The organism is Streptomyces sp. NPDC111656, assembly GCF_055656965.1.
This window is the reverse complement of the sequence record NZ_JBVKCA010000011.1, coordinates 128,483-148,767: the sequence shown is the minus strand read 5'-3', so window position 1 is coordinate 148,767 and position 20,285 is coordinate 128,483. Positions and strand designations below refer to the sequence as shown.

Sequence of the window (20,285 nt, the reverse complement as noted above, 5' to 3'; positions counted from 1 at the left end):
CAAGGCTTCAAATGGGTGTCGTCTGTCCGCCGACCCGATCAACCACTCCATGGCCTCCGACTCGGGCTGGCGGGCTCCGTGGTGTCGATGAACTGGGGGCGCCCAGGTGGCAGGCCCTTCCTGTGTGGGGTGCCATAGGAGGGATGGCGCGGACCCTGGGCTCTGGAAGGCTCCGCCGGACCACGCGGCGGAGGCCGGCGCGGCGGCGTCAGCAAAGCCGTCACCAGCGGCTCCAGGCGCCGGGGCCACCGAACACCGGTCGAGCCCATTGGGGCGGACTGGTGGCGGCCAGCCTGCCAGGACTCGCTGCCCTGCTCGCGCTGCTGTTCACCTGGATGCAGGTCACGCAGACCGGGAAGGAAGTGGGGATCAGCGAGCAGGGGCAGATCACCAACCGGTTCAACGCCGCGATCAACAACCTGGGGTCGACGTCCCTGGATATACGACTCGGGGGAATCTACGCGCTGGAACGGATCATGCACGACTCGGCTCGCGACCAACCCGCTGTCATATCAGTCCTGTCCGCATATCTACGGCAACACGCTTCTGCTCTAGTTGGCAGCACGAAGAAGGCGCCCGGCGAGTCGGGTGACAAGCCATCGCCCCGCGCTGACGTCCAGGCGGTGATGACCGTGTTGGGCAACCGCCACCCCGATCACGACCAAGGGGCACCCATTGACCTCAGCAGCACCGCTCTGCGTGGGGTGAAATTCCCCGACCGTCCCGACGAGATCCCCTTCCATGGGGCCGACCTGTCAAACGCAGATCTCAGCGGCTCTTCCATGCCCAACGCGGACCTCCGAGATGCATCGTTGATACGAGCGAACCTCTCGGGGGCGGCGTTGACAGGATCGCGGCTCGACCGTGCAGATCTGACGAATGCGAACCTCACAGACGCAGATCTGCATGGCTCGCACTTGAAAGACGCGGGCCTGGAAGGCGCAAACCTCACAGGCGCGTCCCTCTGCAGCGAAGTGTTTTTTCAGACCGCACAGGGAGGACGAGGGTCCGCGGCAGCACTTCTGAGTCGGGCCCGACCAGCCGACCAAGCCAGACCGGGCGACTGCGCAGACTTGGCCGACGCATACCTAGTCGACGCGAACCTAACCGACGCAAGGCTCTTCGGTATGAATCTCACGAGCACGATGTTCTGCCCTCCCCGGGAAACCGGCTTCGCCAGCGGCAACTGCGCGGATCTGGCTGGCTCCACACTCAGCGAGTCGAATCTCAAAGGTGCGTACCTGCCAAGGGCAAATCTCAAGGGCGCCGACTTGGCCCACGCCGACCTGACTGGCGCGGACCTCACGAATGCGGACCTCACGAACGCGGACCTCACCGGGGCCAAGGTCGCCGGGGCGAAGTTCGAGGGGGCCAAGCTGAAAGGGGTGCGCGGGTTGCCGCCGTCCCTGTGACATGCCTTGACAGCCGACAACGACCGTCAACAACCACGATGGCGCGGCAGTCCGCCGCGCCATCGTTGTGTATCGACGCAGCTAGACCCAGGTGTCCAGCCACATCCGGGAGCGCCACTGGTCTATGGGGATCGCGGTGCCCGTGTACAGGGGCCAGAAGTAGATGAAGTGGCCCTATCACGGCTGGCGGAGCGTCTGACCAGGTACTTCGTGTGGGATGGGCGCACGGCCTGTGCCAGCCCGCTGTAAAACTGCTGGCGCGCCCCCCGCGACCGTGAGGAGCTGTGTGGCGCGGCGGATGCGGAAGCGTCGTTTGATGGGTCCTGGCGCCCGGGGCATGAGCCCCGGGCGCCAGCAAGAAGTGCTATCGCGGAGTTCCCTACGTGGTTGTCCGCGTGGGTTTCGTGGCCGTTGGTCCCGGGATGTGCGTCGGGGCCTTGGCTCCGTTCTTCATCGAGCTAATGAAGGCGAGCGTGACCACGACGATGCATGTGTAGACGAATCCGAAGAAAATGAGCCGCTGCTTCTGCATCGCTGCAACGCGGCCTTTCGAGTCGCCTGCGATGATCTGATACTTCGTCGTTCGGTGTTCGAAGAACTTGCTGATCGTTTCCTTGGGGAGGTTCTTAACCACCCTAGCCAGCGCGAGTGCCGCGCAGACGATTCCTACGGAGATGATTGTCCCCGTCGGCGCACCATCGAGAAGTTGGAAGAACACGGTTTGCTGACCCTTTTCACTGAGGTCGGCAAGACCAGAGCAACATCGACCGGGATCCTGCACTGGGTGCGAGGTAGGTCGACGCCGGTGAGGAATAGACGTGTCCGTCACTACCTTGACGACGGCAAGTCCATAACGCACAGGACGCGGTTCTCGCCCGTGACACAGTGACGGAGTCAGCGGACGTAGAGCGGCGCGCTCAGGCCAGGGGATCATGCTTTGGACTGGCTGAGGCCTCAAGTGTCCCCGAGGCGCCGCACCACATGAGGCGGCTGTTCATCGGCAGCATCTAGTCCCCTAAAGCTGCCAGAGCACCGGAGCCGGGCCGTCGTCGGCCGTCCGAGGGCGGCCGACGACGGCCGCTATCGGAGGGGTGGTCGCGGCAAATGCGGTGGTCCTGACGGGACAACCCCGAAGGTGGGTCGGAGGTCTGAAGCATCATGCGCATGCACCGGACCGGCGCCCTCCTCGGCGCACTGCTCGTCGCTCTGCTCACCTTCACCTCGTGCGGTTCGCCCCGGGCGGGGAGCGGGGGGAAGGCCCCGGAGCGGCCCAGGCCGTGGACCACGCCGAAGGGGCCGGGCGGCTACGGCGGGATGCTCCTGGGCGCACGCTGGCGGGTCGACTGGGTCACCGTCGACGGGCGCAACATCGACGCACCGCCGAACGCCGGCGCGTGGGTCGAGTTCAGCTACGACAACACGGCCGTGGGCGACTATGGATGCACGCCGTTCAGGACGTCGGCCACGGTCACCGCCACGACGCTCACCGTCGGTGCGGACACCTCGGGGGCGACGCCGGACGACGCGTGCCCGGCGAAGGAGCGGGCCTTCGAGGAGCGGATGCGGAAGATCCTCACCGGCGGCCCCCTGGCGGTGGCCGAGCGGGTCGACGACCTCTCGATGACGCTGAAGAACCAGCGGGGCGACTATGTCGCGCTGCAAATGCTGTGGCCTCAGGGGCTCTTCGGAGCGCCCTGGCAACTCCAGAATCTGATCGTCTCCGATGCCACCATCGACATGACGGCCGGCAAAGAGGTCTACTTCGTTTTCCACCGGGACGGCACGGTCACAGGGAAGGGGGGCTGCAACGGCTTCAAGGGCCGGGCCGCCTTCGCAGGCGATCACGTCACGCTGTACCCGCTCACCCGGACTACGCACCGGACCTGCTCACGGGAGATCATGTCCGAGGAGGACGGCCTGCTCGACCAGGACCCGCGCACGTTCCAATTGTGGGTCCAGCGCGGCATCGGGTTCGTGGACGAGACCCACGGCCTCGAGTTCTTCGGCTACCAGTTCGTCCGGCTGACCGGCACACCGCCGCGCCCCGGGTCCTAGATTCACAGTCGGCCAACGGGAGATGGAGAAGGTCACGTCACCCGGGACATCGCACGCGGTCTGTAAATCTGCCTACGGTTCAGCGGTGCGGTGTCGGCGATCGTTGCTTCGTCTGTTGCCGTGCGTCCCCTGGCCGTGCCTTAGGCGCGCCGGGGTGGGGGATGGCCGGCTCAGTCGAGGATCCCGAGCTCGCTGTCCGGCCGGCAGTGAGAACAGGCGTCGACTCCTCCGGTGATGGCTCGCAGGGCCTGGTCGCGCGGGATGCCGCGTACGCACTTGCCGGCCATGTGGCAGCCGCCGACGTGTACCGCTACGGGGGGCTTGTCGCTGCCTATGCCCACTTCGAGCAGCCAGTCGGGTATCGGCGGCTGTACCTGCTGGCCGTGTCGCCGCTCGGCCTCCCGCTGTTCGATGTCGGCGATGCGTCGCTGTACCCGCGTAAGAGAGAGGATCAGCCACGTTTCCAACGTACGAAGCCTCGGTAGGTCCGGCGGCAGATCATCGTTCACGTGTTCGATTCTATGGCTGTGGCCCTTGGTGGGCACCTGGCACCCTGAGGGCCCCTTCTTCCGGGCGGGCGCACGAGGGGGAGACGGGGCGCTCACCTGCGCGGACGTGTTCCGGAAGGCGTGTGTGCCGGGCCGTCCCTGGGCCGTCCGAGGAGGGCCCAGGACGACCAGAGACGACCAAGGACGACCACCCCGCCCGGCTCGCGGCCCAGGTCACGCAATTCGATCTGCGACACTGGTATGGCCATGCCTAAGCCCGGAGAACTCACATTCGTCGCCCCCCGCGGAGCCAAGAAGCCGCCGCGGCACCTCGCCGACCTCACGCCCGCCGAGCGCAAAGAGGCGGTTGCCGCGATCGGTGAGAAGCCGTTTCGCGCCAAGCAGCTCTCGCAGCACTACTTCGCGCGGTACGCGCACGACCCCGCGCAGTGGACGGACATCCCGGCCGCCGCGCGCGGCAAGCTCCAGGAGGCGCTGCTTCCCGAGCTGATGACGGTCGTGCGGCATCTGTCGACCGACCAGGACACCACCCGCAAGACGCTGTGGCGCCTGTTCGACGGCACACTCGTCGAGTCCGTGCTGATGCGCTACCCGGACCGGGTGACCATGTGCATCAGCTCGCAGGCGGGCTGCGGGATGAACTGCCCGTTCTGCGCCACCGGACAGGCAGGCCTGGACCGGAACCTGTCCACGGGTGAGATCGTGCACCAGATCGTGGACGGGATGCGGGCCCTCAGGGACGGCGAGATCCCGGGCGGCCCGGCGCGGCTGAGCAACATCGTCTTCATGGGCATGGGCGAGCCGCTCGCCAACTACAAGCGAGTGGTGGGAGCCATCCGCGCGCTCACCGACCCCGAGCCGGACGGGCTCGGGCTCTCGCAGCGCGGGATCACCGTGTCGACGGTCGGGCTGGTGCCCGCCATCCACCGGTTCTCCGACGAGGGCTTCAAGTGCCGCCTCGCCATCTCGCTGCACGCCCCGGACGACGAGCTGCGCGACACCCTCGTCCCCGTCAACACGCGATGGAAGGTGCGCGAGGTGCTGGACGCCGGCTGGGAGTACGCGGCCAAGTCCGGACGCCGGCTGTCCATCGAGTACGCCCTCATCCGGGACATCAACGACCAGGCATGGCGTGGTGACCGGCTCGGGCGGCTGCTCAGGGGCAAGCCCGTACACGTCAACCTCATCCCGCTGAACCCGACACCGGGTTCGAAGTGGACCGCCTCGCGGCCCGAGGACGAGAAGGCTTTCGCAGAGGCGATCGCGGCTCACGGGGTGCCGGTGACAGTCCGGGACACCCGAGGCCAGGAGATCGACGGAGCCTGTGGTCAGCTCGCCGCCACCGAGCGGTAATCTGGCGAGGTCCCACCACATCTTCATATTCCGACAGGGGAGCGCCACAGCGCTGAGAGTGCGGTAGCCGGAGCACCGGTGGGCCGCAGACCCTCAGAACCTTGCCCAGGTCATTCTGGGTAGGAAGTTCGGGCATCACTCAAGCTGTTGCGCCCTGCCCGGGAACCTTTCGAGGATCCCGGGCAGGGCCGCGTCTCTTCCTGGTCATCCCAGGAGGAATTCAGTGATCACCAAGAGGAAGACCACGGCCGTCGTCATCGGGCTGGGCCTCGTCACGCTGTCCGCGTGCGGGTCCTCCGACAGCGTCGGTGCCGGGGACTCCAAGACCGTCACGCTCGTCAGCCACGACTCGTGGGCCGTGTCGAAGAGCGTGCTGGAGGACTTCGAGAAGCAGTCCGGGTACAAGGTCAGGGTCCTCAAGGACGGCGACGCCGGGCAGGCCGTCAACAAGGCCATCCTCACCAAGGACAACCCGCAGGGCGACGTCTTCTTCGGCGTCGACAACACCCTGCTGTCCCGCGCGCTCGACAACGGGCTGTTCCAGTCGTACGAGGCCAAGGGCTCCGACCAGATCGTCCAGCAGTACCGGATCGACCAGGACAGGCACCGGGTCACGCCCATCGACTCCGGTGACATCTGCGTCAACTACGACAAGGCCTACTTCAGCAAGCACAAGCTGGCCCCGCCGGCCTCCTTCGACGACCTGATCAAGCCCGCGTACAAGAACCTCCTCGTCACCGAGAACGCGGGCACGTCCTCGCCGGGCCTCGGCTTCCTGCTCGGGACCGCCGCGAAGTACGGGGACGACGGGTGGCAGGACTACTGGAAGAAGCTCAAGGCCAACGGCGTGAAGGTGGTCGACGGCTGGGAGCAGGCCTACAACGACGAGTTCTCCGGGTCCGCGGGCGGCAAGAAGGCCAAGGCCGACCGGCCGCTGGTCGTCTCGTACTCCTCCTCACCGCCCGCCGAGGTGATCTACGCCGACCCGAAGCCGAAGACCGCGCCGACCGGGGTCGCGGGCGGCACCTGCTTCCGCCAGGTCGAGTACGCGGGGCTGCTGAGCAACGCGAGGAACACGAAGGGCGGCAAGGCGCTCCTCGACTTCCTCATCAGCGTCGAATTCCAGGACGACATGCCGCTGAACATGTTCGTGTACCCGGTCCGCGAGACCGCCCAGGTGCCCGAGGAATTCGTGAAGTTCGGCCCGCAGGCCAAGAACCCCGAGACCCTGGCGCCCGCCAAGATCGCCGACAGCCGTGACCAGTGGGTCAAGTCGTGGACCTCGCTCGTACTGAAGTAGCGCCTCGAAGGAGCCGCAAGGAGAGCGCGACGCGGATCGGGCTGATGGCCCTGCCCGTCGCGTTCTTCGCCGTCTTCTTCGCCTATCCCGTCGCCGCGATCGTCGCCCGTGGCCTCAAGATCGACGGGGCCTGGCGGTTCGGACGGATCGGTGAGGTGCTCGCGCAGTCCGACATCCGGCACGTCCTGTGGTTCACCACCTGGCAGGCGCTCGCCTCCACGACGCTCACGCTGCTGATCGCGCTCCCCGGCGCGTATGTCTTCGCGCGCTTCGATTTCAGGGGCAAGCAGGTGCTGCGGGCGGTGGTGACCGTCCCGTTCGTGCTGCCGACGGTCGTGGTCGGTACGGCGTTCCTGGCCCTGGTGGGCCGGGGCGGACTCCTCGACCAGCTGTGGGGCGTACGGCTGGACACCACCGTCTGGGCGATTCTGCTCGCGCACGTCTTCTTCAACTACGCGGTGGTCGTACGGACCGTCGGCGGGCTCTGGTCGCAGCTCGACCCGCGTCAGGAGGAGGCCGCGCGGATGCTGGGTGCCTCCCGGTTCGCGGCCTGGCGCAGGGTGACGCTGCCGGCGCTGAGCCCGGCCGTGGCCGCCGCCGCGCTGATGGTCTTCCTGTTCACCTTCACCTCGTTCGGTGTGGTGCAGATCCTCGGCGGGCCGACCTTCTCCACCCTCGAGGTCGAGATCTACCGGCAGACCTCGGAGATCTTCGACCTCGCGACCGCGGCGGTGCTGACGATCGTCCAGTTCGTGGCGGTCGGCGCGATCCTCGCCGTGCACGCCTGGACCGTACGCCGCCGGGAGACCGCCCTGCGCCTGGTCGCTCCGGAGGTGACCGTGCGCAGGCCGCGCGGGGCCGGCCAGTGGGCGCTGCTGGGCGGGGTCCTGGCGAGCATCCTCGTTCTTCTCGTCCTGCCGCTCGGGGTACTGGTCCAGCGGTCCCTGGACGCACCGGGCGGCTACGGATTCGCGTACTACAAGGCGTTGACCTCGGCCGACAGCGGCATCTTCCTGGTGGCGCCGATCGCGGCGATCGGCAACTCGCTGGAGTACGCGCTCGCCGCCACCGCGATCGCCGTCGTGATCGGCGGTCTGGCGGCCGCCGCCCTCACCAGGCGGACCGGGCGTCTCGTCCGGGGTTTCGACGCGCTGCTGATGCTGCCGCTCGGCGTGTCCGCCGTGACCGTCGGGTTCGGCTTCCTGATCGCGCTCGACGAACCGCCGCTGGATCTGCGCTCCTCCTGGATCCTGGTGCCGCTCGCGCAGGCTCTGGTGGGCGTCCCCTTCGTCGTACGCACCATGCTGCCGGTGCTGCGGGCGGTTGACGGACGGCTCCGGGAGGCCGCCGCCGTCCTCGGAGCCTCGCCCTGGCGGGTGTGGCGGGAGGTCGATCTGCCGTTGGTGCGGCGGGCGCTGCTGATCGCGGCGGGGTTCGCCTTCGCCGTGTCGCTGGGCGAGTTCGGGGCGACGGTGTTCATCGCGCGGCCCGACAACCCGACCCTGCCGGTCGCCGTGGCCCGGCTGCTCGGGCGCGCGGGTGACCTCAACTACGGCCAGGCGATGGCCCTTTCGACGATCTTGATGGTGGTGTGCGCGGTGGCCCTACTGCTGTTGGAACGCATCCGCACCGACCGGACGGGGGAGTTCTGATGGCGCGACTCACGAAGCAATCGACTGAGGAGACGCAGGAGGGGACGACGGAGCATCCCCGGACCCGGACCCAGATACGAACCCAGACCCAGACCCGGACCCGGACGTGCGACGCCCTGTTGAGGGTCGAGGCCGCGACCGTACGCTTCGGCGGTCGGCCGGTGCTCGACGCCGTCGACCTCGACGTCGCCGAGCACGAGATCGTGTGTGTGCTCGGACCGAGCGGCAGCGGCAAGTCCACGCTGCTGCGGGCGGTGGCCGGACTGCAGTCGCTCGACACGGGCCGCGTGCTCCTGGCGGGACGCGACCAGGCCGGGGTGCCCGCGCACAAGCGGGGTGTCGGGCTGATGTTCCAGGACCACCAGCTCTTCCCGCAGCGGGACGTGGGAGGCAATGTCGCCTTCGGGCTGCGGATGCATGGCGCCTCGAAGGAGCAACAGAGCGCACGAGTCGAGGAGTTGCTGGAGCTGGTGGGGCTGCCCGGAGCCCGGGCACGCGCCGTCGCCGCCCTCTCCGGCGGTGAGCAGCAGCGGGTCGCGCTGGCCCGCGCGCTCGCCCCGCGCCCCCGGCTGCTGATGCTCGACGAGCCGCTCGGCCAGCTGGACCGTTCGCTGCGGGACCGGCTGGTCGCCGAACTCCGGCAGCTCTTCGGCGAGTTGGGCACGACGGTGCTCGCCGTCACCCACGACCAGGGCGAGGCCTTCGCACTGGCCGACCGGGTCGTGGTGATGCGCGAGGGACGGATCGCCCAGTCCGGCACGCCACTTGAGGTCTGGCAGTACCCGGCGGACGAGTTCGTGGCCCGTTTCCTCGGCTTCGACAACGTGGTCGCGGCGACGGTGCGCGATCGGCTCGCGGACACCCCGTGGGGGAAGGTCCCGGTGCCGGAGGGCACCGCGCAGGGCCCCGGCACGCTTCTCGTACGGCCCGCGGGGGTGCGGCTGGTCACCCCGGCGGACGGGCTGCGCTGCACCGTGGCCGCACGCACCTTCCGGGGCACCCACGTCGCCGTACAGCTGAAGCCGGAAGGCGCGCCGCCCATCGAGGCGGCGTGCGCGCTGCGGGAGGCGCCCGCGCCGGGTGACGAGGTCGGCGTGGCGTTCGAGACAGCCGAAATCGTGGTGCTCGGGGAGCCGTCGGCGCCATAGGGTGCGGATCATGACGCCACTTGCACATGACCGCTACTGCGACGCGATCGAGCTGGAGGTGCGGCGGCTGAGGGACGTGGTGACGTCCGGGGCCGACCTGTCCGCGACCGTGCCGACCTGCCCGGACTGGTCGCTGGAGCGGCTCGTGCGGCACACGGGCGGGGCGCTGCGCTGGGTCGAGCTCATCGTCCGCACGAAGGCGCAGGAGAACGTCCAGGACGAGCAGGTGCCGCTCCTTGAGGGACCCGCTGCCGAGGGCGACCCCGCCGTGCTGGACGCCTGGCTCGCCGAGACCGGCGAGATGCTCGTCGCCGCGCTGCGCGAGGCGGGGCCCGACACCAAGGTGTGGGCCTGGGCCGGGGACCTCAGCTCCGGCTTCTGGGCCCGCCGGATGACGCACGAGCTGGTGATCCACCGAGCCGACGCGACGCTGGCGGCCGGGCTGCCGTACGTGGTGGCGCCCGATGTGGCCGCGGACGCGATCGACGAGTGGTTGGGGATCATCGAGTTCGTGCAGCGGACGCGGCCGCACGACGCCGCCGCGGCCGAACTGCGCGGGCCGGGCCGCAGCATCCACCTGCACGCCACCGACACCCCGCCCGAACTCGACGCCGAGTGGGTCGTCGAGCTCACCGAGGAGGGTGTCGTCTGGCGCCGGGGCCACGAGAAGGCGACCGTCGCGCTGCGCGGCCCGCTCACCGACATCCTGCTCGCCTTCTACCGCCGACTGCCGCTGGACGACGGGCGGTTGGAGGTGCTCGGGGAGCGGGAGCTGCTGGACTTCTGGCTGGAGCGGGCGACCTTCGGCTAGCCGGCGTACCCGGACAGGCGTGTGGCCCGCCCCCTTCGAGAGGGGCGGGCCACACGTTTCACGCGGACGTACGGTGTGCGGTTCAGCTCGACTTCGAGGCGCCGCGGCGACGCATGCCGAAGAACACCGCTCCGCCGCCGACCACCACGAGGGCACCGGCGATACCGGCGATCATCGGCGTGTTGGAGTTCGCACCGGTCTCGGCGAGGTTGGAGCTACCGGCCGCGGGGGACGGGGCGTTGTCGCCCGGCGTCGCGGGCGCGGCGCTGCTCTCCGACTCCGACGGGTTCGCGGAAGGCGTCTCCGAGGCCGGCGAGGACGGGGTCTCGGACGGCTTCGGGGTCTCCGAGGCCGACGGCGACGGCGACTCGGTCGCGCAGGCCGTGGACGGAGCGGTCACGTTGCCCTTGATGTCCGCGTCGACCAGGTTTCCGGCCTTGACGTGGACGCGGTACGTGGCGTTCGGCTTCCAGTCCTCGGCGAAGGTGATGGTGACGCCTTCGCGGGAGCCCTTGACCTCCTGCTGGCCGACCTTCTGCACGTCGGCACCGTTGTTCTCGAGGAACACGGAGACGATCGCCGAAGTGCCGGAGGCGTCCACGTCCTTGACGGAGATGATGCCCTTGGTGCCGTCGCACTTGGCTTCGGCGGAGAACTCACTGATGTTGCAGGCAAGGGCGTTGCCGGCGGCACCGAGCGCGAGCGCGGCGGTGGCGGAGGCGACACCGAGGATTCGCACGGAACGTGCGGTACGGCGAGATATGGACACGATTGCCCTTCACAGAATGCGCAACTGCGGGGGGATTAAGGGGGTTTCTGCTGTGTCAACAGGGCCCCCTCGGGCCTCACAGGTTTATAAGTGCCACCTAAGGGCTGTCAATGCATATGCCCAGCCGTGCCACCGGCTTTGCCTTGTCGTTAACCGCCGAGGCGTTTGAGCGCCTCCGGTGCCTCCTCGATCCGGTCCACCAGTGCGATCCGGGACGCCATCGACCGTTCGTGGGCAAGGGATTGGAGAAGGGGCCAAGTGGGGTGCTTTTCGGTCCAATGCGCACGGTTCACGAGAACCATGGGGGTGGGCTCACCGCGCGACTCGTAGTAGTTTGGGGTCGCGTTGTCGAAGATCTCCTGTACGGTCCCGGCGGCGCCCGGCAGGAAGACGACACCCGCGTTCGAGCGGGCCAGCAGACCGTCCTCCCGGGTCGCGTTGGCGAAGTACTTGGCGATGTGGGCGGCGAAGGCGTTCGGCGGCTCGTGGCCGTAGAACCAGGTCGGGATGCCGACGGAGGGGCCGCCGTCCGGCCAGCGCTCGCGCACGGCGAAGGCGGCGCGCGCCCAGTCGCCGATGGAGGGGGTGAACGACGGTGCCTCGGCGAGGAGCCGGAGCGCCTCGGGGAGCATCTCGTCGTCGAACGGGGCGGCGTACGCGCCGAGGTTCGCCGCTTCCATCGCGCCGGGGCCGCCGCCGGTGGCGACCGTGAGCCCGGCGCGCGCCAGTTCGCGCCCCAGGCGGGCGGCGCCCTCGTAGGCCTCCGTGCCGCGTGCCATCGCGTGACCGCCCATCACACCCACGACTCGGGTGCCGACGAGGAGTTCGTCGAGCGCGTCCGACACCGAGTCGTCGTGGATCGCGCGCAGCATCGACGCGAAGACGTCGCCGTCGGCCTTGGTCTGCTGGAACCAGGCGTACGCGCGGGCGTCCGGGGTCGCCTCGTAGCCGTCGTCGAGCGACGTGAAGAGTTCGTCCGGGGAGTAGAGCAGCCCGCGGTAGGGGTCGAAGGGCAGTCCGGGTATGGGCGGGAAGACGAGTGCGCCGGTGGCCCGTACCCGTGCCGCCGCCTCGGGGACCATCGGGCAGCCGAGGAAGACGGCGCCCGCGGTGTCCACGGCGAGCAGGGCGTCCGTACGGTCCGTCAGATCCACGGCCTGGACGCGAAACCGCGTGAGCGAGCCGTGCTCCGAGACGACCTTGTCGAACTCGGCGAGGGACTCGATCTCGCGGTCATGGGCGGCGTGAAGGGGAGTTGGCTGCACGCGGCCATGCTAGGGGTGGGTTCTTCGGCGGCGGTCGGCGGTCTCCCCTTTTCCCTTGGGGGGACTCGCGCGTGGGTCCCCCCGGGGCGCTCAGCTCTCGACCGCGGCCGGGTCCATCCACACGACCTCCCATGTGTGGCCGTCCAGGTCGTCGAAGGTACGGCCGTACATGAAGCCGTGGTCCTGAGCCTCCCGGGTCCCCGAGCCGCCCGCCGCGAGGGCCTTGTCGCAGAGCTCGTCGACCTTCTCGCGGCTCTCGGCGCTCAGACACAGCAGCACCTCGCTGGTCTCCGTCGGGTCCGCGATCTCCTTCTTCGTGAAGTCCGCGTAGCGCTGCTTGCTCAGCAGCATCGCGATGATCGTGTCGCTGATGACGACGCAGGCGCAGTCGTCCGTCGTGAACTGCGGGTTGATCGTGTAGCCGAGCTCGGTGAAGAACTTCTTCGAGGTGTCGATGTCGTTCACGGCGAGGTTCACGAAGATCATCTGCTGGTACATGAGGGGTCTCTCCCGGTGCGGGTGAAGTGAGGTGGTGCCGTGCGCAGAGGTAGACCGCCACTTCGCGCGGAACTCATCGCCCGGCGGGAGAGAAACGGGAAAGAAGCGGGGAGGGAGCGAGAAGGAAGCGTGGGAAGGAAGCGGGAAGGAAGCGCGTACGCGTGCTCAGCGCACCAGCGGCGCCGCCGCCAGTTCCGCGACCACCCAGGTCAGCGGGCCGAACGCGGCGAGCAGCGCCCCCGCGCGGAGCAGCGCGGCGCCTCGCAGCACCGTGGTCGGTGCCCCCATGCGCAGCAGCGCCGCCGTGGTGTCGGCGCGCGCGTGCTTGGCCTCGACCGCCGCCGTCAGCAGGGTCGCGACGGTGCACCCGGCCACGAGCAGCGCCCCGAGCGTGCTGAGCGGACCGAACGTGGGCCGCGCCCCCGAGTACACCGTCGCCATGGCGTAGGCGCCGGACGCGACCGCGCACACCACGCCGAGCGGGCGCCCGATGCGCCGGGCCTCCTCCTGCAGGACGCGCCCGGCGAGCAGCCGCAGCACGCCGGGGCGTACGGCCTGGAGCAGCCGCCCGCACAGGTGCGTGATCGCCGGGGCGGCCAGCATCAGCCCGAGCGCGGTCAGGGACCAGCCGCCGAACACCCGGGCGGGGCCGCCCGTGAAACGGCCGGGCAGCGCCAGGCCGGGTCCCGAACGGCTCGCGTACGCCTCCACGGCAAGGCCCGCCGCGAGGACGGCGGTGCCCCAGGGCAGTCCCCCGGGGGTGGGCAGCGGAGGGGCGGGCTGCTGCGGATCCGACAGGCGCCCCGGCTGGTCGGCGTACGGGCCGGACTCGGCGCGCCTACGGGACCGCTCACGGGGGGAGTCCCCGTCGGCGCCCGGCCGTCGGGGACGGGTCGGCCGGGCACCCCGCGGTCGCAGCACCACCGCGCTGGCCGAGGAGGCGGCCAGCGGGACCAGGAGCAGCAGTGTCAGGGCCGCGGGCAGGGGCAGCGGGTGGTCGGAGGCGAGGAAGGCCGCGTCGCCGTTGAAGGGCATGCCGGGGAGGTCGCCGCGCAGGTGCAGGAAGACGAGCAGCGCGAGCACCGAGCCGAGCGTGGTCGACAGGGCGGTGGTGACCGTCGAGATCGCCATCAGCTGGCCGGGGCCGAGTCCGACCGCCGAGAGCCCCGGGCGCGGCCGGGTCCCCGGGTCCGTACGGGCGACCGCGACCGCGAAGTACACGGTGGCGGCGACGGGCGCGAGGCACCAGAGGAGCCGGAGCAGCGCGCCGGCCGAGGGGTCCGGGTGCGCCAGCGCGTACCCCAGCGTGCACAGCAGCAGGAAGCCGGTGCCCGCCGAGGCGGCGGCGACCAGGAGTCTGCGCAGCTGGACGAGTGAGTGGGCCCCGCGGGCTAGACGGAGAGCGAGCACGCGGCCCGGCCTTCCGTCTCGACGACCGGGGGCAGGTGGAGGGTGTTCACGCGCCGTCCGTCGAGCAGCGACACTGTGCGGTCGGCGAGGGCCGCGGTGTCCGCGTAGTGCGTGGCGAGGACGACCGTGATGCCGTGAGAGCGGGCCGCCGAGGTGAGAGTGCGCAGGACGTGCGCGCCGTCGGCGCTGTGCAGCGGGGCGGACGGTTCGTCGGCGAAGAGCACCTTGGGGGAGAGGGCGAGCGCCCGGGCGATGGCGACGCGCTGCCGCTCGGTCTGGAGCAGGGCGTGCGGGCGTTTGCGGGCGCAGCCGCCGATGTCGAGGCGTTCCAGCCATTCGAGGGCGGCGGTCTTGGCGGCCCGGCGGCCACAGCCGCGCAGCATCAGGGGCAGCGCCGCGTTCTCCCAGGCGTTCAGTTCCGGTACGAGGACGGGCGTGGGGTCGATCCAGCCGAAGCGGTCGCGGCGCAGCCGTTCGCGGGTGACGGGGTCCATGGTGTGCACCGGCGTGCTGTTGAACCAGACCTCGCCCTGCTGGGGCAGCAGCTGCCCCGACAGACACTGGAGCAGGGTCGTCTTGCCGCTGCCGCGCGGGCCGCCGACGGCGACGATCTCGCCGTCGCGGATGCCGAGCGAGACACCGTTGAGCGCGGGCGAGCCGTTGTGCTTGACGTGCAGGGCACGTGCCCAGAGCACGTCGTTGTCCGGCGGGGCCACCATCGCGTACACCTCGGTTCAGATCTGATTTGCGCTGCCAATCCCCCGGACGGGGGAACGAAGGCGGGGCCGATCGGTCACTGGGCACGCTAGGGAGTCGGGGCCGGGAGGCCGGACAGCACGCGGCCCCGGGGCGCCCATTCTCACTCGAACGGGCGCCACCGGGGCCGTTGTTGATCATCCCGGAGGAAGATCAGAGCTTCGTCCACGCCTCCGTCAGCACCTGACGGACGATTCCCTCGATCTCGTCGAAGGTCGACTGGTCGGAGATCAGCGGCGGCGACAGCTGGATGACCGGGTCACCGCGGTCGTCGGCGCGGCAGTAGAGGCCGTACTCGAAGAGCTTCTTGGAGACGAAGCCGTAGAGCACGCGCTCCGACTCCTCGTCCGTGAAGGTCTCCTTGGTGGCCTTGTCCTTCACCAGCTCGATGCCGTAGAAGAAGCCGTTGCCGCGGACGTCGCCGACGATCGGCAGGTCGTGCAGCTTCTGGAGGGTCTGCAGGAAGTTGGCCTCGTTGTCGAGCACGTGCTGGTTGAGGCCCTCGCGCTCGAAGATGTCGAGGTTGGTGAGCGCCACGGCCGCGGAGACCGGGTGGCCGCCGAAGGTGTAGCCGTGCAGGAAGGTGTTGTCGCCCTTGTAGAACGGCTCGGCGATCCGGTCCGAGACGATGGCGGCACCGATGGGGGAGTAGCCCGAGGTCATGCCCTTGGCGCAGGTGATGATGTCCGGGATGTAGTCGAACTTGTCACAGGCGAACATCGTGCCGAGGCGGCCGAAGGCGCAGATGACCTCGTCGGAGACGAGCAGCACGTCGTACTTGTCGCAGATCTCGCGCACGCGCTGGAAGTAGCCGGGCGGCGGCGGGAAGCAGCCGCCGGCGTTCTGTACCGGCTCCAGGAAGACCGCCGCGACGGTCTCCGGGCCCTCGAAGAGGATCTCCTGCTCGATCTGGTCGGCGGCCCAGCGGCCGAAGGCCTCCGGGTCGTCGCCGTGGATCGGGGCGCGGTAGATGTTCGTGTTCGGCACCTTGTGCGCGCCCGGGACGAGCGGCTCGAAGGGGGCCTTCAGAGCCGGCAGGCCCGTGATGGACAGGGCGCCCTGCGGGGTGCCGTGGTAGGCGACCGCACGCGAGATGACCTTGTACTTCGTGTAGTTGCCGGTGAGCTTGTGGTACTGCTTGGCGAGCTTCCACGCGGTCTCGACGGCCTCGCCGCCGCCCGTGGTGAAGAAGACCTTGTTCAGGTCGCCCGGAGCGTAGTGCGCGAGGCGCTCGGCGAGCTCGACGGCCTTGGGGTGGGCGTAGGACCAGATCGGGAAGAAGGCCAGCTCCTGCGCCTGCTTGAACGCCGTCTCCGCCAGCTCGGTGCGGCCGTGGCCCGCCTGGACCACGAACAGGCCCGCGAGACCGTCGAGGTAGCGCTTGCCCTTGTCGTCGTAGATGTAGGTGCCCTCACCACGGACGATGGTGGGAACGGGCGCGTTCTCGTACGAGGACATGCGGGTGAAGTGCATCCACAAGTGGTCGTACGCGGTCTTGCTCAGGTCCTGTGTGCTCACGGCTATCGGGTTCCCCACATGTAGGTCTGCTTCTTGAGCTTCAGATAGACGAAGCTCTCGGTGGAGCGCACCCCGGGCAGGGCCCGGATGCGTTTGTTGATGACGTCCAGCAGGTGGTCGTCGTCCTCGCAGACGATCTCGGCGAGGATGTCGAACGAGCCCGCGGTCATCACCACGTACTCGACTTCCGACATGGCGGTCAGCGCGTCGGCCACCGGGTCGAGGTCGCCCTCGACATTGACGCCGACCATCGCCTGCCTGCGGAAGCCCACGGTGAGCGGGTCCGTGACGGCGACGATCTGCATCACGCCCTGGTCGAGCAGCTTCTGGACGCGCTGGCGCACGGCCGCCTCGGACAGGCCGACGGCCTTGCCGATCGCGGCGTACGGACGGCGTCCGTCCTGCTGGAGCTGCTCGATGATGGCGAGGGATACGGAGTCCAGCTGGGGACTGCCGTTCCTGGACTCGCGGGTGGAGTCCCTGGGGTCTGCGCTTCGACTGGCCACGAGCTCACTGTGCACGAGGTCTCGACGGTTCCGCAAGGCTGCAGCGATGAAATTCGTTGTTTACGAGGACGTAGCTTGCGGATTTCGCAGTCAAGGGGTGACCGGGGGTGTTGAAAACGTGGCGCCACGGATTAGGGTGGGTGTCTCAGCGATTGGACACCTGAACTTGGAGGGCCGGCAGTGAGCACCGAGCTGCGTCGTCTGCGCAATTACATCGACGGTGAGTTCCGGGACGCCGCCGACGGGCGGACCACCGAGGTCGTCAATCCCGCGAGCGGCGAGGCGTACGCGACCGCGCCGCTGTCCGGTCGGGCCGACGTGGACGCCGCCATGGCGGCCGCCGCCGCGGCCTTCCCTGCCTGGCGCGACCAGACCCCCGCCGAGCGCCAGAAGGCCCTCCTGAAGATCGCGGACGCGTTCGAGGAGCGGGCCGAGGAGCTGATCGCCGCCGAGGTCGAGAACACCGGCAAGCCGATCGGACTGACCCGGTCCGAGGAAATTCCGCCCATGGTCGACCAGATCCGCTTCTTCGCGGGCGCGGCGCGGATGCTCGAGGGCCGCTCGGCCGGCGAGTACATGGAGGGGATGACCTCCATCATCCGCCGCGAGCCGATCGGCGTCTGCGCGCAGGTCGCGCCGTGGAACTACCCGATGATGATGGCGGTGTGGAAGTTCGCCCCGGCGCTCGCGGCCGGCAACACGGTCGTCCTGAAGCCCTCGGACACCACCCCCGCCTCCACCGTCCTGATCGCCGACATCATCGGCGGCATCCTGCCCAAGGGCGTCTTCAACGTCATCTGTGGCGACCGGGAGACCGGCCGCGCGATGGTCGAGCACCCGACCCCGGCGATGGCCTCCATCACCGGCTCCGTACGCGCGGGCATGTCCGTCGCCGAGTCGGCGTCCAAGGACCTCAAGCGGGTCCACCTGGAGCTGGGCGGCAAGGCTCCGGTCGTGGTCTTCGAGGACACCGACATCGCCAAGGCCGTCGAGGACATCTCGGTCGCGGGCTTCTTCAACGCGGGCCAGGACTGTACGGCCGCCACCCGGGTCCTCGTCCAGGAGTCCATCCACGACGAGTTCGTCGCCGCGCTCGCCAAGGCCGCCGCCGAGACGAAGACCGGTCAGCCGGACGACGAGGACGTGCTCTACGGCCCGCTGAACAACCCGAACCAGCTCAAGCAGGTCGCCGGGTTCATCGAGCGGCTGCCCGCGCACGCCAAGGTCGAGGCGGGCGGCCAGCAGGTCGGCGACAAGGGCTACTTCTACGCCGCGACCGTCGTCTCCGGCCTCAAGCAGGACGACGAGATCATCCAGAACGAGGTCTTCGGGCCTGTCATCACCGTCCAGTCCTTCACGGACGAGGCCCAGGCCATCGAGTGGGCCAACGGCGTCGACTACGCCCTGGCCTCCTCGGTCTGGACGAAGGACCACGGCCGCGCGATGCGTCTGTCGAAGTCCCTCGACTTCGGCTGTGTGTGGATCAACACCCACATCCCGCTGGTCGCCGAGATGCCGCACGGCGGCTTCAAGAAGTCCGGCTACGGCAAGGACCTCTCGGGGTACGGCTTCGACGACTACACGCGGATCAAGCACGTGATGACGTCGCTGGACGCGTAGTGCGTACGGTGTGAACCGCGCGGCCCCGGACGGGAGTTGATCCCGTCCGGGGCCGCGCTGTTTCCCCCTCGTGGTGGTCAGCCGCACCAGCCGGCCCCGACGACGGGCCGGGAGCAGGAGCGGCTCATGGAGCGCCTGGTGGCCGACCTCGTCGACAGGGCCGTACGCCACAACCGCCAGGACGGTGCGGGGAGTTGGATCCGGCGGTGGACCGGACCGGCCTGTCCGTCGGCGCCGTGGCGATGGCGCACGACGGTCCGCGCCCACTCCGTACGAGGAACCGTACGAGGAACCGTACGAGGAGCAGCACGAGGTGTCCGCCTGGGGCTGTCGCCCGAGGTAACCGCCCGGAAATGAGGCGATCGACAGGGTGTCGGGTCGGCGCCCGACCGCTCGACGCAGCGTCCATTGTTCGCGCCGAGTCGCAGCAGGCATGCTGCCGGGGTGCCAGAGAATCGGAAGACCTCGCCCCTGTCCCGCCGGTCCCTGCTGCGCGCCCTGGGCGGGGGTGCGGCGCTCGGGGCCCTCGCGGGCTGCGGGGTGCCCGCCGCGTACGTGTCACCCGGCGACCGCGCCGGAGCCGACCTCTCGGCCCGCGACAAGAAACTGACCTGGGCGAACTGGCCGCTCTACATAGACACCGACGACAAGGACCACACGAAGCGGCCCACGCTGGACGCATTCCGCAAGCGCACCGGGATCTCCGTCGACTACATCGAGGAGATCAACGACAACGACGAGTTCTTCGGCAAGATCAGCCCGTCCCTGATGAACCACCAGCAGACCGGCCGCGACCTGATCGTCATCAGCGACTGGATGTGCGCGCGCTTCGTCCGGCTCGGCTGGGTGCAGGAGATGGACCGCGCCAGGCAGCCGAACGTCGCCAAGTACCTCGACCCGCTGCTGAGTCGGCCCGCGTTCGACCCGGGTCGCAAGTCCACCGTGCCGTGGCAGTCCGGTATCACCGGCATCGCGTACAACCGCCGCAAGCTCGGCCGGGAGGTCAACCACGTCTCGGACCTGTGGGCCTCCGACCTCAAGGGCAGGGTCACCCTGCTCTCCGGCCTCGACGAGGCGTTCGCGCTGCTCATGCAGGGCAACGGCGTCGACATCACCCGGTGGAAGGCCGACGACTTCCACAAGATCTGCGACCAGGTCGAGAAGTACGTGCACAGCGGCCAGATCCGCCGCTTCACGGGCAACGACTACACCAAGGACCTGGTCAGCGGCGACGTACTGGCCTGTCAGGCGTACTCGGGCGACGTGATCCAGCTCCAGGCGGACAACCCGGACATCCGCTTCGTCGTCCCCGAGGAGGGCGCCGAGCTGTGGTCCGACTCGCTGATGATCCCCAACCTGGCCCGCCACAAGGCCAACGCCGAGAAGCTCGTCGACTACTACTACGAGCCCGAGGTCGCCGCCGAACTGGCGTCCTGGGTCAACTACGTCTGCCCGGTCCCGGCCGCCCAGCACGTCCTCGCCTCCTCCAAGGACGAGGACACCGCCGCCCTCGCCGAGAACCCGCTGATCTTCCCCGACGCCACCATGCGGAAGCGGCTGGCGATCGCGCGCGACATCACGTCCACGGAACGCACGGAGTTCGCCAAGCGCTGGAACGCGATCGCGGGACTCTGACGGCTTTGCCCTCTCTTTACAACCCGGTCTCCGGCTGCCTCGTCTCTTCGCACGATCCGTAACTCAGC

18 protein-coding genes are annotated in these 20,285 nt (G+C 69.2%); 9 read left to right on the top strand and 9 right to left on the bottom strand.

What is annotated here, in order from left to right:
* Positions 1 to 281: 281 nt before the first annotated feature.
* Positions 282 to 1,412: a pentapeptide repeat-containing protein gene (locus ACZ7M3_RS29835; RefSeq protein ID WP_472067085.1), complete on the top strand. Its 1,131-nt coding sequence runs from the start codon at positions 282 to 284 to the stop codon at positions 1,410 to 1,412.
* 379 nt (positions 1,413 to 1,791) lie between these two features.
* Here the strand turns inward: ACZ7M3_RS29835 and ACZ7M3_RS29830 are convergent, their stop codons facing one another.
* The gene (locus tag ACZ7M3_RS29830) at positions 1,792 to 2,130 is read right to left on the bottom strand and encodes a hypothetical protein (RefSeq protein ID WP_472067083.1); all 339 of its coding nucleotides are present in this window, start codon (positions 2,128 to 2,130) and stop codon (positions 1,792 to 1,794) included.
* Positions 2,131 to 2,576: 446 nt separating this feature from the next.
* Between ACZ7M3_RS29830 and ACZ7M3_RS29825 the strand changes: the two genes are divergently transcribed.
* A complete protein-coding gene (locus tag ACZ7M3_RS29825; protein WP_472067081.1) occupies positions 2,577 to 3,467 on the top strand; it encodes an META domain-containing protein in 891 nt (296 codons plus the stop codon).
* A 170-nt stretch (positions 3,468 to 3,637) separates the two neighbouring features.
* On the opposite strand, the gene ACZ7M3_RS29820 is transcribed toward ACZ7M3_RS29825, so the two are convergent.
* The gene (locus ACZ7M3_RS29820) at positions 3,638 to 3,976 is read right to left on the bottom strand and encodes a DUF6233 domain-containing protein (protein WP_472067079.1); all 339 of its coding nucleotides are present in this window, start codon (positions 3,974 to 3,976) and stop codon (positions 3,638 to 3,640) included.
* A 246-nt stretch (positions 3,977 to 4,222) separates the two neighbouring features.
* Here ACZ7M3_RS29820 and rlmN point away from each other — a divergent pair, with 246 nt between their 5' ends.
* From rlmN to ACZ7M3_RS29795, 5 genes are all read left to right on the top strand, one after another.
* A complete protein-coding gene (gene rlmN / locus ACZ7M3_RS29815) occupies positions 4,223 to 5,329 on the top strand; it encodes a dual-specificity RNA methyltransferase RlmN (RefSeq protein ID WP_472067077.1) in 1,107 nt (368 codons plus the stop codon).
* Positions 5,330 to 5,555: 226 nt separating this feature from the next.
* Complete coding sequence (locus ACZ7M3_RS29810) at positions 5,556 to 6,629, top strand: thiamine ABC transporter substrate-binding protein (RefSeq protein ID WP_472067293.1); 1,074 nt, start codon at positions 5,556 to 5,558, stop codon at positions 6,627 to 6,629.
* A complete protein-coding gene (locus ACZ7M3_RS29805) occupies positions 6,605 to 8,281 on the top strand; it encodes an ABC transporter permease (protein ID WP_472067075.1) in 1,677 nt (558 codons plus the stop codon). Before ACZ7M3_RS29810 ends, ACZ7M3_RS29805 begins: the two co-directional genes overlap by 25 nt.
* Complete coding sequence (locus ACZ7M3_RS29800; protein ID WP_472067073.1) at positions 8,281 to 9,429, top strand: ABC transporter ATP-binding protein; 1,149 nt, start codon at positions 8,281 to 8,283, stop codon at positions 9,427 to 9,429. The genes ACZ7M3_RS29805 and ACZ7M3_RS29800 overlap by 1 nt, the downstream gene beginning before the upstream one ends.
* Before the next feature lie 10 nt (positions 9,430 to 9,439).
* Complete coding sequence (locus ACZ7M3_RS29795; protein WP_472067071.1) at positions 9,440 to 10,240, top strand: maleylpyruvate isomerase family mycothiol-dependent enzyme; 801 nt, start codon at positions 9,440 to 9,442, stop codon at positions 10,238 to 10,240.
* 82 nt (positions 10,241 to 10,322) lie between these two features.
* Here the strand turns inward: ACZ7M3_RS29795 and ACZ7M3_RS29790 are convergent, their stop codons facing one another.
* The 7 genes from ACZ7M3_RS29790 to ACZ7M3_RS29760 all read right to left on the bottom strand — a co-directional run bounded on the left by ACZ7M3_RS29790 (position 10,323) and on the right by ACZ7M3_RS29760 (position 16,977).
* Positions 10,323 to 11,009 (bottom strand): LAETG motif-containing sortase-dependent surface protein, encoded by a 687-nt coding sequence (locus ACZ7M3_RS29790; protein ID WP_472067069.1) that lies wholly within the window; start codon positions 11,007 to 11,009, stop codon positions 10,323 to 10,325.
* Between the two features lie 149 nt (positions 11,010 to 11,158).
* Positions 11,159 to 12,274 carry an LOG family protein gene (locus ACZ7M3_RS29785; protein ID WP_472067067.1) on the bottom strand — a complete coding sequence of 372 codons (1,116 nt, stop codon included), beginning with the start codon at positions 12,272 to 12,274 and terminating at the stop codon, positions 11,159 to 11,161.
* Positions 12,275 to 12,364: 90 nt separating this feature from the next.
* Positions 12,365 to 12,772: a VOC family protein gene (locus tag ACZ7M3_RS29780; protein ID WP_472067065.1), complete on the bottom strand. Its 408-nt coding sequence runs from the start codon at positions 12,770 to 12,772 to the stop codon at positions 12,365 to 12,367.
* Positions 12,773 to 12,937: 165 nt separating this feature from the next.
* Complete coding sequence (locus ACZ7M3_RS29775; protein ID WP_472067063.1) at positions 12,938 to 14,182, bottom strand: hypothetical protein; 1,245 nt, start codon at positions 14,180 to 14,182, stop codon at positions 12,938 to 12,940.
* Positions 14,164 to 14,901 carry an ABC transporter ATP-binding protein gene (locus ACZ7M3_RS29770; protein ID WP_472067061.1) on the bottom strand — a complete coding sequence of 246 codons (738 nt, stop codon included), beginning with the start codon at positions 14,899 to 14,901 and terminating at the stop codon, positions 14,164 to 14,166. Before ACZ7M3_RS29770 ends, ACZ7M3_RS29775 begins: the two co-directional genes overlap by 19 nt.
* A gap of 190 nt (positions 14,902 to 15,091) precedes the next feature.
* On the bottom strand, positions 15,092 to 16,474 hold the full coding sequence (locus ACZ7M3_RS29765; RefSeq protein ID WP_403693482.1) for an aspartate aminotransferase family protein: 1,383 nt from the start codon (positions 16,472 to 16,474) through the stop codon (positions 15,092 to 15,094).
* A complete protein-coding gene (locus ACZ7M3_RS29760) occupies positions 16,459 to 16,977 on the bottom strand; it encodes an Lrp/AsnC family transcriptional regulator (protein WP_054235338.1) in 519 nt (172 codons plus the stop codon). The genes ACZ7M3_RS29765 and ACZ7M3_RS29760 overlap by 16 nt, the downstream gene beginning before the upstream one ends.
* Positions 16,978 to 17,142: 165 nt before the next feature.
* Between ACZ7M3_RS29760 and ACZ7M3_RS29755 the strand changes: the two genes are divergently transcribed.
* Positions 17,143 to 18,582, top strand: coding sequence for a gamma-aminobutyraldehyde dehydrogenase (locus ACZ7M3_RS29755; protein WP_472067059.1), 1,440 nt, complete (start codon positions 17,143 to 17,145; stop codon positions 18,580 to 18,582).
* 444 nt (positions 18,583 to 19,026) lie between these two features.
* The gene (locus tag ACZ7M3_RS29750; protein WP_472067057.1) at positions 19,027 to 20,217 is read left to right on the top strand and encodes an ABC transporter substrate-binding protein; all 1,191 of its coding nucleotides are present in this window, start codon (positions 19,027 to 19,029) and stop codon (positions 20,215 to 20,217) included.
* Positions 20,218 to 20,285 lie beyond the last annotated feature (68 nt).

Excerpts from the sequence above, each read along its gene's own strand:
- ACZ7M3_RS29825 (WP_472067081.1), top strand. The coding sequence starts at position 2,577 with ATGCACCGGACCGGCGCCCTCCTCGGCGCACTGCTCGTCGCTCTGCTC.
- ACZ7M3_RS29780 (WP_472067065.1), bottom strand. The coding sequence starts at position 12,772 with ATGTACCAGCAGATGATCTTCGTGAACCTCGCCGTGAACGACATCGAC.
- ACZ7M3_RS29795 (WP_472067071.1), top strand. The coding sequence starts at position 9,440 with ATGACGCCACTTGCACATGACCGCTACTGCGACGCGATCGAGCTGGAG.
- ACZ7M3_RS29800 (WP_472067073.1), top strand. The coding sequence starts at position 8,281 with ATGGCGCGACTCACGAAGCAATCGACTGAGGAGACGCAGGAGGGGACG.
- ACZ7M3_RS29770 (WP_472067061.1), bottom strand. The coding sequence starts at position 14,901 with ATGGTGGCCCCGCCGGACAACGACGTGCTCTGGGCACGTGCCCTGCAC.
- rlmN (WP_472067077.1), top strand. The coding sequence starts at position 4,223 with ATGCCTAAGCCCGGAGAACTCACATTCGTCGCCCCCCGCGGAGCCAAG.